The 12800-nt window shown below is 58.8% G+C and carries 13 protein-coding genes; 7 read left to right on the top strand and 6 right to left on the bottom strand.

Going from position 1 to position 12800, the window contains the following annotated elements; genetic code table 11:
• Nucleotides 1–779 precede the first annotated feature (779 nt).
• The 3 genes from EN949_RS35960 to EN949_RS25805 all read right to left on the bottom strand — a co-directional run bounded on the left by EN949_RS35960 (nucleotide 780) and on the right by EN949_RS25805 (nucleotide 3799).
• Nucleotides 780–1136, bottom strand: a complete 357-nt coding sequence (locus EN949_RS35960; protein WP_164755614.1) for a hypothetical protein — start codon at nucleotides 1134–1136, stop codon at nucleotides 780–782.
• A 911-nt stretch (nucleotides 1137–2047) separates the two neighbouring features.
• Complete coding sequence (locus EN949_RS25800; RefSeq protein ID WP_013525092.1) at nucleotides 2048–2947, bottom strand: SIR2 family protein; 900 nt, start codon at nucleotides 2945–2947, stop codon at nucleotides 2048–2050.
• A gap of 543 nt (nucleotides 2948–3490) precedes the next feature.
• Nucleotides 3491–3799, bottom strand: coding sequence for a hypothetical protein (locus EN949_RS25805; protein WP_127367106.1), 309 nt, complete (start codon nucleotides 3797–3799; stop codon nucleotides 3491–3493).
• Between the two features lie 565 nt (nucleotides 3800–4364).
• Between EN949_RS25805 and EN949_RS25810 the strand changes: the two genes are divergently transcribed.
• The 4 genes from EN949_RS25810 to EN949_RS25825 all read left to right on the top strand — a co-directional run bounded on the left by EN949_RS25810 (nucleotide 4365) and on the right by EN949_RS25825 (nucleotide 7895).
• The gene (locus tag EN949_RS25810) at nucleotides 4365–5999 is read left to right on the top strand and encodes a GMC family oxidoreductase (RefSeq protein ID WP_127367107.1); all 1635 of its coding nucleotides are present in this window, start codon (nucleotides 4365–4367) and stop codon (nucleotides 5997–5999) included.
• 551 nt (nucleotides 6000–6550) lie between these two features.
• On the top strand, nucleotides 6551–6898 hold the full coding sequence (locus EN949_RS25815; RefSeq protein ID WP_127367651.1) for a hypothetical protein: 348 nt from the start codon (nucleotides 6551–6553) through the stop codon (nucleotides 6896–6898).
• 285 nt (nucleotides 6899–7183) lie between these two features.
• Nucleotides 7184–7360 (top strand): hypothetical protein, encoded by a 177-nt coding sequence (locus EN949_RS25820; protein WP_013525088.1) that lies wholly within the window; start codon nucleotides 7184–7186, stop codon nucleotides 7358–7360.
• 37 nt (nucleotides 7361–7397) lie between these two features.
• A complete protein-coding gene (locus EN949_RS25825) occupies nucleotides 7398–7895 on the top strand; it encodes a metallophosphoesterase (RefSeq protein ID WP_013525087.1) in 498 nt (165 codons plus the stop codon).
• 237 nt (nucleotides 7896–8132) lie between these two features.
• Here the strand turns inward: EN949_RS25825 and EN949_RS25830 are convergent, their stop codons facing one another.
• Complete coding sequence (locus EN949_RS25830; protein WP_063174019.1) at nucleotides 8133–8564, bottom strand: hypothetical protein; 432 nt, start codon at nucleotides 8562–8564, stop codon at nucleotides 8133–8135.
• Between the two features lie 302 nt (nucleotides 8565–8866).
• Here EN949_RS25830 and EN949_RS25835 point away from each other — a divergent pair, with 302 nt between their 5' ends.
• From EN949_RS25835 to EN949_RS25845, 3 genes are read left to right on the top strand one after another with little or no spacing between them, the layout of a single operon-like run.
• Nucleotides 8867–9892, top strand: a complete 1026-nt coding sequence (locus tag EN949_RS25835) for a glycosyltransferase family 2 protein (RefSeq protein WP_224673147.1) — start codon at nucleotides 8867–8869, stop codon at nucleotides 9890–9892.
• On the top strand, nucleotides 9867–10559 hold the full coding sequence (locus EN949_RS25840; RefSeq protein ID WP_127367635.1) for a class I SAM-dependent methyltransferase: 693 nt from the start codon (nucleotides 9867–9869) through the stop codon (nucleotides 10557–10559). Before EN949_RS25835 ends, EN949_RS25840 begins: the two co-directional genes overlap by 26 nt.
• On the top strand, nucleotides 10552–10998 hold the full coding sequence (locus tag EN949_RS25845) for a GtrA family protein (protein WP_245268669.1): 447 nt from the start codon (nucleotides 10552–10554) through the stop codon (nucleotides 10996–10998). Before EN949_RS25840 ends, EN949_RS25845 begins: the two co-directional genes overlap by 8 nt.
• 3 nt (nucleotides 10999–11001) lie before the next feature.
• Here the strand turns inward: EN949_RS25845 and EN949_RS25850 are convergent, their stop codons facing one another.
• Together EN949_RS25850 and EN949_RS25855 are read right to left on the bottom strand one after the other, a co-directional pair.
• Complete coding sequence (locus tag EN949_RS25850) at nucleotides 11002–11625, bottom strand: hypothetical protein (RefSeq protein ID WP_013525082.1); 624 nt, start codon at nucleotides 11623–11625, stop codon at nucleotides 11002–11004.
• The coding region (locus tag EN949_RS25855) for a hypothetical protein (protein ID WP_245472505.1) at nucleotides 11612–12800 on the bottom strand (1189 nt) is incomplete at its 5' end. The genes EN949_RS25855 and EN949_RS25850, both read right to left, overlap by 14 nt.

The raw sequence follows: 12800 nt of genomic DNA on the forward strand, positions 1-12800 counted from the left end.
CGCAAAAATTAAAGGAACAAAGGTCAGATCTCGCAGTTGTGCGATCACCTGGGAGGGAACGATGTTGCATCACGAAATCGGCTGTTTCCGACTGGTCGAAGTTGGTGGCGGACGATCCTCTCATCGCCGCCGATATCGCCCAGCGTCTTTCTGTGCTAGCGTGCAATGACAAGTCTACCGCTGCCCACGTCCAGTCGCCCAGCGCCGTGAGATTTCGAGGTTCCGACCTCACCAGCCTCGCAGCACCCACCGAGTATCCGCGGCCGATTGTGCTTCTAGCGACGATCTGTGGGTCGACGGTCGTGGGTATAACGCTGCTTCTGGCGGCGGCAGTTTGAGCCACGGGACCTGATGCCGCTCCCCCAGACACTGTCTTCGATTGAGATGACGCTCGAATGTCCGGCATGCGGAACGGCTTTCATCAAACCGGGCCGTTGGTTCATCGCTGCCGCCCACTTCGGTGCGAAGCTTGCCAGCGTTTACACCGCCTTACCTATCCAGAAAATTTGGAATTGTTCGACAGATATACCAAGCGTCTGACGACAGTCTGGCAGCGAGGGACAACGAGGCCGCGCGAGTGCCCCAGCTTACAAGGCAACGACAAGGCCAGTGACGCTCCACCGGGACGGGAAGGGTAACCGACGAGGCAGCGGAAGAGTGTTCGCCTGCCAGCACGTCCGACTGATGCTTGGTTCGATTACTCGTTTTCTGACCATCTCGTTGACGTGCGGAATTTCGTTCATAAAACCGAAGAGGTTCGTTTGGGCCTGGCTTCACGTTTAGGACGGCGTCCCGTAGCGGCCGCCACATGAACGAGCGGCCTTCATCCGCTGCAAAGCACCTTGCCGCAGCGCACAGTTACGATGGCCGAGATGCAAGATAAAGATAGCCGAGGCGTTGATGAGAGCATCGACACCGATAGACATGCCAAACGTCGGCATGCCGCGATGGTCTGTAGCACTCGCCATCCTGCACGATGCAGAGGGTGGCGCTTCCAGCATGTGGAACATATCGAAAGCCGCTGTGTTCTGGGCGCCAAAGGAGATTGCGATGATCCGTTGGTTAGTCAGAATCGGCGCCTTATATGCGGCATACAAACTCGGCGAAGCTGCCGGGCGCAGTGAGCAGGAGGTCATTCCTCTCCCGCCCTCCGACCGGCAACGGCAGCCAGGTAGGCAGGAGCGGACCGACCTCGGCGTCGAGCCATCCTAAAAACGCAGGTCGCTGGCCGCAGGCCGGTTCTTCAGCGAATAAGCTCGTCCCATGACAGGCGTGTGACGCCAACGCTCTGTGCGAAGGACGGGGCGCGGCGCTGAGCTTCGGGATGTTCGGTCCATCGATTGATGCACAGCGAAGACCCGTCATTGATCAGCAATGGCGGGTCTTGCTTTGAGACCACTTGGCCCGGGGTTGTAAGCCAAGCTGCCACCCAAACTTTGATTCGCGACACAGGTTCCCAGCTTGGCCAAATAATGCCGGTGGCGTCATCACCACACAAAGGCCCGCCGCTGAACGGACCAGGCGGCGACGGGCCGCACCAGACCGCTTGGCTGTGCTGGGCAAGCTGCATACCGAACATTGATCTTTTCATCAGGTTCCAGCGCCGTGGTTCGGACCGGAGGAGGCCGGTTCTGGTAAGGCAGCGTCCAGGTCGCCGACAGGCACCACACGAACATCTATCCCAAAAATTGCGATCGCATCGGGAGGACTTCGAAGCTGTCGCCAACTTCAGGCACCGATGATGGGAAGCGACGCTGCGCGTGTCCGGCCAAAGTCGCTATAATGTCCAAGGTTGCATCCCAACAAAAAGCCCGCCACCTTTCGGCGGCGGGCAGTCTCACAGGGGGAAAACACACTGAACGGGAACAGTGCCCCCTTCGAAGCTCGTTGATGCGAGAATGTTCCAGCGCGTCCGCCAGAATAGTTGAAAGCTCACATGGGAGATCGCATGCTCTATGGGATGCGATTTTCAAACTGGCCACACAAACTGGCTATGATCGCCTCTGGAACGACGTTCTCTGCCGTAGGGCGTTCCTTGAGAGCCCGCCTAGCTGCCCCTGGACCTGACTGTTTCAATCGCTCTTTGTCTGACGACGGTCCCCTCATGGGTCGTCTCTCCAGGCTCGGCTCCGTCCCCAACCATCTCCGCCAGCCGGCTGAGGAAGTCCACCAAAGCAGCTTGCGGCTCGTCGATTTCGCCGACGACGACCGAAATGCCCCAACGTCCAAGCACGGCCTCCTCCACAGGGTTTCGGCTGGTCATGAAGATGAACGACGGCGGGCGATCTTTCTCGTAGCCGGACCGATGCCACGTCTGCCAGAGACGGTGCAGCAACAACCGAATGTTTGGGTCAGAAAGGCTATAGCCTATGAAGAGGATCGTGCTGCCGAGTGCATCCGAGCGAAAACGCACGTCCAGCGGAGAATTGAAGGAGAGACGATCAAGGTAGTCTGTTTCGGTAAGGACGAGGGAAGAATCCTCGTCGAAATCACCATGGAATTTGACGATGTGGGTAACGCCCTGGCGGGCCTGCGCTACATCGCGTGCATTGGCCACTTTCACGTAGTCCCGACCGTATATTTCATAAGCCAGTTCCAGGTTCCGGTCATAATTGGTTGTGTAGATGACAGGGAAATCGAGCTTCACGATGAGACGATGCAACTCGGATTTCTCGATCCGGTCCTTGGGGACAGACCAATTTCGGTCCATCCAACTGCGAAGTGGCCCGATGCTGCCATGCTTGATACGATAGTACTCGGCCAGGGTTTGAAAACGATCGCGTCGCATGGAAAATTCGTCGTCGACACCGAGCTCCTTTGCCATCCGCTCTATCAGCTTCTCCCAAGAAGGGAGTCCAACACTGATCGACACCCCTGCCCCAACAAACAGAATTGCGCTGCGGTGGTGAATTGCGTTGGCGAGCGAATCTACAGGGTCATCGTTCATGGCCAAGGCTTTCGAGGCCACGCGCGCAGGCAGACCCTAGAGGTGCTTGTTGTTTCGGTTGCGATCGATCTTGGAATGTAGCCAACCATCTGGAACCGCTCGGCTCATGGCAGCCGCATTGTGGTTCGCTGCCAGCGACCGGCTCCTGTTTCTGCTTACCGGTCATGTGGATCCGGTTCTGCGCCAGCCACTTGCCGCGGCTTCGTTCCAGTCGCGCAATTGCTGAGAGCCTGCGTCGCTTCGGGCCAGGGAAGACGGGGAGAGGGTAGTTCATTGTCGTGGCGGCGATGATTGTCATTGCGGCCTAAACGCCCGTAGGCTGACATGTTCCTTGTGCTCGAAAATATTCCATGTGGTGCCTTCGCCAGAGCTACGGGTTCAATGCGGGAATGGTCTCGCGTCCAGGGTCGCGGCCCGCCTCGCCGAAAGCGGCGGCATGCAGCAGTGTGCGTGACCCTCACGGTATGCGGTCACCGCCTCTCCCCGGAATTCGACCACCTTGTTGACCACGACGATTTCCTGCACCTGCCTGTCTTCCTCCCTTCACATCTGATCGTTGTAGGGCTGCTTGGTTATCCCGACTTGCCTGGCCAGCTCGGCAAACGGTGGCACACCCGCTTCGAACTGGTTGGTGTTAGCCAACCGCAAAAGCCGCAAAGGAAAACAGACTGCGTCCCGGTTGGCGGGCGACATGTCCTCGAAGAGGCGCTCATCAGCCGTGAACGAGGCCTCCGCGGTTTTCAAAGCCATATCGATATCATCAACCGAAAGAAGGCCCCTCCGGACCAGGGCGTTATTGATGGCAGCGACCGCCATAAGCAGACCTTCCAGTTGCAGGTTGGCGACGTTCATGGGCCATTGTCCTTCATATCGTTGGGCGCCCGTCTATCGATAATCCTGCTCCGGAAGCCTTGTGCCCTGCCGGCCATGGGGTTGCCGGCACGCCAGAGCGTTTCGGCTGCGCGGCGGCGCCGGAACTGGCATCTGGTGGCGCCATGGCTTGGATCTCCGCTGGGCTGCTGGACAACTCTCCACATGCCTCGAGGTTCCGGATCGCCATGGCAACCTCGCAAGCAGAGGCAAGGCTTCAGCCGGAGCCAACAGCGTGTCTGTCGGCGAGCCATGGGCGGGAAATCTCGCGGATCGAACCGGAATACCACCACCGAACTCAGGCTGAGAAGTAGCGTTCACCATAACCATTGCTCCTTTGAGGGTGGTCGCAACAAAAACTCTTCCGGTTCGGGCCCCTTGAAGTCGTCACGGACCTCGTCACCAAAGCCACCTCTTTTGGGCCGGCGCTTCAAATGCGATCAATTGGGTGGTTGCCAACTGCTCCTCGCGCGCTACCTGCTTCGCCCAAGCCGGGCGCGAAGGGTGGGAGCGTGCCTTCGGGGATCGAACAAATCCGGAGTGAACGTTGATCGCTCAATTCACCGTAGCGGGCGACGGACTTGCCTACGACATCTGCATTGTCGGAGGTGGCACTGTCGGCCTGGCCATTGCCGCGGCGCTCGAAAATGCAAAGCTACGCGTCTGCGTTCTGGAAGCGGGCGGCAGGTGGCAGACCAAGAGATCGCAGGAGCTCTACCACGGCATTGTCGCAGATCCCCTCGTCCACCCGCCTGTCCAGAATTTCCGGATACGAGCGCTGGGAGGATCGAGCCGAGCATGGGGTGGCCGCTGCGTGCCGTTCGATAGCATCGACTTCCAGAAGCGCGAATGGGTGTGCAATTCGGGCTGGCCGATCACCTATGAAACCCTGCTGCCCTACTACCGTCGGGCGCACGAGGTGATCGAGGTCGGGTCTTACGACTACGATCCAACAAGCGCGTTGCCTGGTTCTCGCGTTGAGCTATTCGAGGGCGTCGACGGCGATTTGTTCAGGACCCGCCTGGAGCGGTTTAGTCGACCAACCAACGTCTGGAAACGGCTTTCCGGGTTGCTGCGGACTTCGCGTCATATCCACATCTGGTTAAACGCTGCGGCGACGGGAATTCGCCTGGCGCCGAACGGGCGTTGCGTCCACCACATCGACTGTGTTGACTTGAAGGGCACAAAGCGTGAGGTCACGGCTTGCCATTACATTGTAGCCGCCGGCGGTTTTGAGACCACCCGATTGCTACTTGCCTCGAATGATGTGATGCCGGCTGGTATCGGCAATGCCCGAGATCAGCTCGGTCGTTTCTATATGGCCCATCTGGGAGCCACAGTCGGAGCACTAAAGTTGCCGAACGCCCAGCAGGCGGTTGCTTTTGGCTACGAGCGGGACGCGGCCGGCATCTACTGCCGAAGGCGGCTGTCGCTCACGGAGCAAGCGCAGCGGGAGCATTGCTTGCTCAACCAGATCTTCCGCACCCATCTCCCAGATCCAGCCGATCCCAGCCACAACGACCCGATCCTCTCGGCGATGTATCTCGTGAAAAGGACATTTCTCCCGAAACACCTCAGAGGTCGGCAGCAGCATTCAATGACGCTGGACGAAAAGCTCGCGCACGTTCAGAACGTCGTATCCTCGCCAGTGCGCCTCGGGCGCTTCGGTTTGCGCTGGATGGCGAACAGAACGTTCACACGGCGAAAGCTGCCCTCCATCGTATTGGGGCCGCGCGCCAATGTGGTCAATCTTGAGTTTCATTCGGAACAGGAGCCGAACCCCGCAAGCAGACTGACGTTGGTGAGCGAACGCGACCGATTGGGTATGCCGAAGCTGCGCGTCGATTGGAAAATCACGAACAACGATCTCCAAAGCGTCGCGCGCGCCTATCGACTGCTCGGTTGGAAGCTGGAGAAGATCGGAGCTACCATTTCAGGATTTGAACCTGGCCATGTGATCGAAATGGCAGGCAAATCAGGCGCCATGGACGGTCATCATCTCGGTACCACGCGAATGTCTGCGAGCCCGACCGACGGGGTTGTTGATGCTGAATGCCGAGTTCATGGACTGATGAACCTGCACATCGCGGGCGGCTCGGTTCTGGCAACATCCAGCCAGGCGAATCCCACCTTGACGATTTTGGCCCTTGGGCTCCGTCTCGCCGACAGGCTTCGTCGGTGATGATCACACCGGCAGCTGCTGAGTGACTGCGCCCAACTCGCGCCTAGCGTGGGCTGCTTCATCACATTCGGAGGCCGCTTCCTGTGTGTCAGGCTATCTGCTGTCCGCACGTATCGCCAGCGTCTCTAGTTCGCGCGAATGTGGGCAAGCTCGCCAGCGAGGCACGCATACTCGTAAGCTGGTGCTTAAGGCTCGTCCGCCACCTTCGCCATCGCTGTGCCATTAAGCGACGAAAAACGACGCGACCGCGCAGCCTGTTGGCGGCTGTAAAGCAATTCCGAGCGCAGTTCGTTCGGCCTCGATTGGCGCCTTTTGCAAAGGGCGTGCAAGAACCGTGGCTCGGAGCGGGCCTTACCCGACTGGAGTCGATAGCGAGGAGAGGAGTGCTTCGTTCAAAATCCCGCCATCGTGCCAACTTGCGCGCTTGATTGTTCCATTTCAGCACGTGCGCCGCTGTCTCGATTTTTGCGGTTCCTTAAAATCAAAGCAGCCGCCTCGCAACTTCGGCCGTAGTCGTACGTTGTGCGATTCACTGCGTAGGAGTTCACAACATGCCGATAACAACCCGGAAGCAAAAGAGCGACTTTGCCAATGACAAGCCCATCCCCGAGGAGGATGCGGCCGTACTGGAGAGCATCGCAGGCCACGAGGATAGACACGGTGCGGAACCGGGCGTTTTGGGGTCCGATGACATCGAGCAGCCGATCGGCGCGCAGCCTCGAAGCGAGATCACGGGCCGTCACGACGAGGGGGCCGGCGCAAATGAAACGGTCGACGGGTTGAGCGACACCGAAGAGATGACCCGCAGCTTCGCTGAAGACATCCCTACCGGACGAAGCGAAGGAGATGATGAAGACGTTCCGGTTTTTGAGCGAGGGCGGACCAGAACGGATCTTTGAACCAACGACGATGCCCCCCGCCGGCTTGGTCGCGTGGCGCTTAGAAGCGCCTGTAGACTGGCTCACCCATAAAGCGCACCGCCGGTCCCTCCCCACGCCGGCGTGGAATTTATACACCTAAGGGCCGACCTGCTCGCTCGTTGTTGGAGATGATGCCGGTTGCAGGGCTCGGATGTTGTTTCATCGGCGTATCAGGCGGCGACGCTCGGCAGGTTAGCAGATCCGAGGGGGGGAACAAACCCGGCACGGTGATGGTTCGGTGGCATCAAAAGGTGATTGGGAACGATGGGTAAGAAGCCCAAACAGCCCTCAGAAGCCACGGCGGATCGTGAAAGGGTGATCGAAGCGCTCTACTTTGCGCGCAAGTGCGGCCTCACCAAGGAGGAGGCACTCAAGATGCTCAGGGAAGCCCAAATCAGGATCGATGGTGGACCCAAAAAAAGCTCCGGCAACCGAACTTAGAAGCGATCGTCGATCGCTCGCCACAGCCAGCGGCGGCATGATCTTCTTCACCTCCGACACGCATTTCAACGATCCCCGCATTCTGCGGCTCGGCCCCCGCCCCTTCAGTTCATTGGCGGGGCATGACCAAGCACTGATTGAACTTTGGAACGAGACTGTTGCTCCAAGCGACGAGGTCTGGCACCTCGGCGACTTCGCCAAGGGATCTGCCGAGACAGTGTCTTCGCTGCTGTCCTGCCTCCACGGCACGAAGCACCTGATCATCGGCAACAACGACGGCGTGGTAACGCTCGGCGCTTCGGCTTGGGCAAGCGTCCAACACTACAAGGAGCTAACTGTCGAGGGCAGTTTCCTGGTTCTTTGCCACTACCCGTTCCGCACCTGGAACCAGATCGGCAAGAAATCAATAAACCTGCACGGCCATTCTCATGGCCGGCTGAAGCCAATGACGCGCCAGCACGATGTCGGCGTTGACGCCTGGGATTTTCGCCCAGTGACTTTTGCTGCCATTCAGGCCAGGCGCCGCCGAGGTTAGCGCAACAGAGGGCCGAGCGATCGACGTCTTCACGTCGTGATGCTAGCCGCAAAGAGAAGCCCAGAATCCTGCCCCTGGGAATGCAGCCTTGCCTGGAACGCACCGCAAGTAGAGCGCCCACCCGTTTGCGTGACAACCTTTGGGGCCGAACCCCGTCGTCACCACGGCGGAGCGCTGGCGCGCCAATCGTTCATCCACCTCGCTCTGAACGAGCTTCAATCGCCGTCCTTGGCGACCTCAATGCCACATTCTCTCTCTAAGCCACTTGAGAAGCCTGTTCCCTCCGATTGACCGGCGGACTCGAGCGGCAGCCCACTGCCCTCTGAACGTGGTTCCGACATGGCAACTGCAGACGATGTCATGCAATTCCCCGTCGGACAGTTCGAAGAAGCGCTTTGCTTCCCCATAGGTGTCATCCTTCAGGCCTAACGCACGCAGTAGCGGGTCCTCGAAGGCCACTGTAATCGGCGAGCCCTCACCGCGCGCCGCGTCGCGAGCTTCGCGCTTCAAATACTCAGTGCCAGTAAGCGCTCTCAGGCGTCGCTCGGGACTTTGTTCCAGCAACTCTGCCCAGCGCTCGATGCGCTGTTGGCGGGTCATGATCGGGTATGTCGACAGGGGTTCTACATCTGCAATTGTCTGCAGTTGGCTGAGAGTTTGGTGTTCCATCGTCGGCTCCTTTTGATCGAAGTCCCTTCACCACAAAAATTATCGCGCGCCGACGCGCTGACAAGAGCTGGCAAGGCGGCCTTACCCAATTGATTGCGAAATGACGAAAACAGCGCATTGCTCCGCCGGTGCGCGAAACGATATCTCACTCCTAATCAGACCGAAGACGTTCAGAACGTACAGTTCGCCACCCGCCTACGACAACCATTAAATTAGTAACGTCTTATGGAACTTTGGGGCTGGCGTTTCATTTCATCGGCATGGAGGCCACTGTGATCCAAGGTACCGGGACCGGAGCGAACGTGTCGCTGCGCTACTCACTGGTTCTGCCGATATACAACGAAGAACAAGTGCTGCCTCGCCTGGTCGAGCGCATCAGGTTGCTAATCCACCAGCTGGACGGTGAGACCGAGGCTATTTTCGTTGATGACGGAAGCCGCGACGGCAGCGTCAGATACCTTCGGTGCGTGGTTGCCGCCGAGCCTCGTTTTCGGCTGATCGAGCTTTCCCGCAATTTTGGGCACCAGATAGCAATTACAGCCGGTATGGACGCCGCCCAGGGGGATGCTGTCATCGTCATGGATGCCGACCTCCAAGACCCACCCGAGGTGGTCCTCGATCTGGTGGCGAAGTGGAAGGAAGGTTTCGAGATTGTCTATGCCCGGCGCGTTAAACGCGAAGGCGAATCTTTGTTCAAGCGCTTCACGGCAAGTCTCTTTTATCGCTTACTGGAAAAGATGACGACCGTCGACATTCCGCGCGACGTTGGAGATTTCCGGTTGGTCGGCCCCAAAGCGCTGAGAACTTTCAGACAGATGCCCGAACAGGATCGCTTCGTCAGGGGCATGTTTGGCTGGATGGGATTCAAGCAGGCGGCGGTGCCGTTCGAACGTCCAGCACGAGCCCTTGGCCAGACCAAATATCCATTCTGGAAGATGGTGCATCTTGCTGCTCACGCCATCGTCAGCTTCTCGGAACGGCCGCTGCGCCTGGCGCTCTGGGGTGGCTTGGCCATTTCTGCGCTGGCCGTCGCCTTTGGTGCGTTTGCAATTTATGCCTGGGCTTTTGAAACCGGCGTTGTTGCCGGCTGGACCTCGACCGTGATGATTGTATCGCTCCTGTGCGGCATCAACCTTTTCATGACCGGCGTAGTCGGGATGTATGTCGGAAGCATCCACGCTGAAGTGAAACGGCGCCCACTTTACGTGATCGATCGCCTCACCGGCTTCGACCGGGCGATGCCTGCCGTTCCCGTCAAGAACCGACGATCGTCTCGAAAATCCCGGATTGGAGTGCCGGCCAATGTCCGAACTCTTCGACAGTTATAGATCGATCTATGACGAGACAGTCCAGGGATCGATCCGATTTTCAGGGCTTAAGCACGACTTCTTTCTTAAGGCCAAGGCCGAGTTTCTGCGACGCGTTGTGGTTGAACGAGGGCTGGGCCCTGATGGCTCGGGTGTGCGGGCGCTTGATGTCGGCTGCGGCGTAGGCGTTCTCCATCCATTTCTCAAAGGCGCCTTCGCGTCCCTGGACGGCTGCGACATCTCGCCGGACTCCATCCTGCGTGCCAGGGAGGAAAATCCTGGCGTCATGTACAAGGTCTGCTCCAGCCTGACCCTGCCATACGACAACGGCGTCTTCGATCTGGCCTTCGCCAGCTGCGTCGTCCATCATGTACCGCCAGCTTCCTGGCTTGAGTTCGTACGCGAGATGCGGCGCGTCCTTCGCCCGGGCGGTGTCGCCTGCATCATCGAGCATAATCCCTATAACCCGCTGACGCGTCTGGCTGTGTTCCGGTGTCCCTTCGACCGAGATGCCGTGCTGCTCAGCGCAGCCAAAACAGCGTCACTCTTGCAGATGACAGGCTTCACGAACATCCGGTCCGAGCACTTCCTGCTGCTGCCGTCAGGCAGACCGTTTGCCCGAAACATCGAGCGCATGCTCGCCCGCGTGCCGTTGGGAGCACAGTATGTGTCTAGTGCGCGTGCCTGAGCACCTGCCTCCCGGCGACGCGCTCACGCTGCTGGCACGCTTCGGCATGGTCGGCATCTCTGCCACAATTCTGTATGCCGCTTTGGTTGCCGCTTTTTCCAAATCGCAACTGCTCGGTTTCACGCCCATCCAGGCTTCGCTTGGGGCATATGCCGCAGCCGCCTTGTTTTCGTATCTCGCGCACAAATACCTGACGTTCGTGTCGGGCCGGTCGCATCGAACCGCAGCGCCACGTTTTCTCCTGCTGGCGGCAACAGGCTTTGCCATTGCCTATGGCGCGCCGGCACTTATGACGGTGAAGCTGGGCTTGCCGCTCGTCGTTCCCGTCCTGATTACGTGCCTGCTCGTTCCCACCATCAATTTCTTCGTCCTTGACCGGTGGGTTTTTGCCGATCGCTGTCCCGGTCGGCAGGGCAACCGCTCCCGCCAGCGGCGATAATACTTAAACGGCGTCCAGTCGAAACGACACCAATTTGATGGAGCGTTTGTAAATGCTGCTGGCGGCCTTGCTGGGCGGGATCCCGTCGAGATAGTCAAACGTCATCTCGAACGTGCTGGCGTTCGAAAAAGCTGCGTGCGGAATGAAGAACGAGACGGTCATGGGTTGCTTGCCCGACAGCGTAACCTTATGCACGGATACGCCATGGACTGAGATAATCACCCTCTGGGTCATCTGTGGCGGACGAACGACAGCGGCCATTTGTAGCGTTGCCTTTAGGCCGTCGCGAAGCGGCGGTATCTGCAGGCGGAGCCGCGAGGTTTCACCCAGCGAATGCGTGCCGTCGGCTGCTGGCCCCGACCAGCCACAAACTTTCATGCCGGAAGCCCGTTTGGCGCCGTCGGACCGGAAGGACACTGTCTGGCCGAGTGAGTAGATGCCAACGGTATCGCGGTTGAGGCAGGTTGTCGTGCGGTCGATGTAATAGGCCCGATAGTCGGGGTGGACATTCGGATGGAGAGCCAGCGCAAGGATGAGGATTTCTGACACGGCCAAAGCCGCGGCGAGCGCGTAACACCCAAGCGAGATCGCGCGTGCGTAGGGGTTGCCGACGTCAGACCAAAGCAAGGTAGCCCCCAATCCATGCCACTGTCATGAAATAGCAGGCGACCAGAAAGAGAAACAAAGCGGCTATCCAGGTCAGTTTCGATGCCGACAGCAAGAACGCCATCAACAGTATCAGAGGCGCAAGCCCAATGACGTATCTGACCATGGAGGCCAGATTCGTAATCAATGGCACGACAATGCTGATCGCGCAAAAGATACCAGCGCCATATTGCTTGCGAGCCATCAGCACGACTGATAGCGCCAGCCCGGCGATTGCCGCGAGCGCACTCCATTGCGGCGCCGTGGGCAGCCACCCGGTCTTGGGAAACGCTGAGAGGCCGTCCCACAGAAACAGGATCGGGTTCCCAGCCACTCGTCCAAAGGCGCGTTGGACGTGCAGGAACGCAAAGCCGTCGCCGACAGTGACATACAAAAACAGGATGTAAGCGAACAAGCCGGCAGGCGAGATCAAGATAGCGACGAGCAGATCCGGCCGACCGAGCACCCAACGAGGAAAGGAGAGTGGTGAGCCGCCCCCTTTCCGATGCTGTTGGAACATTTCAATGACGGTCGCAAAGACGACAAGGACCCCAACAAGCCGCGTTGCCGAGAGGAGCGCTGACGAGATGCCAGCGGCGGGATAGCTGGAGCGTTTGAGTGCCAGGAAAACGCTCGAGGTCAGGAGCACGAAAAGAGGTTCGGAAAGGAAAGTGGTGAAGTGGAAGGAGAACGGGCCACTAAGCAAAAAAGCGCAGTACAGCACATAGGCCTGCATGTTCTTCTTCAGCAGCGGCCATGCCACCAGACATGCGGCGTAGCTGCATGCAAGTGAAGCGACGGTTGCGACCACTATCGTGGGGAAAGGAAAAATCGCTCGGATCACCGCTACCAGCAACGGGTAGAATGGAAAGAAGCCCCATCGTCCGACATTGCTTTGGTTCGGGATGGGAAAGCGCTCGTAGCCGCGTTCGGAAATGTCCACATACCAGTGGCAATCCCATCGGCAGAGCGCACGAGCATAAGACTCGAAGCCTGGCTCTGCCAATGTTGAAGCAACAGCGGCATAACGGATGGCAAGGCCAGTGAAACCGAACAGGAGCGGGACTGCCACCACCGCTGCCGCTACCATGTGGCGCCTGTTGATCGTCGGGCCGTAGTCGGGGAAAATCTCGAACTGCTCTGCGCCCTTCATCGAC

Origin of the sequence: Mesorhizobium sp. M7A.F.Ca.US.007.01.2.1, assembly GCF_003998165.1 — a bacterium.
GTDB lineage: Bacteria > Pseudomonadota > Alphaproteobacteria > Rhizobiales > Rhizobiaceae > Mesorhizobium > Mesorhizobium ciceri.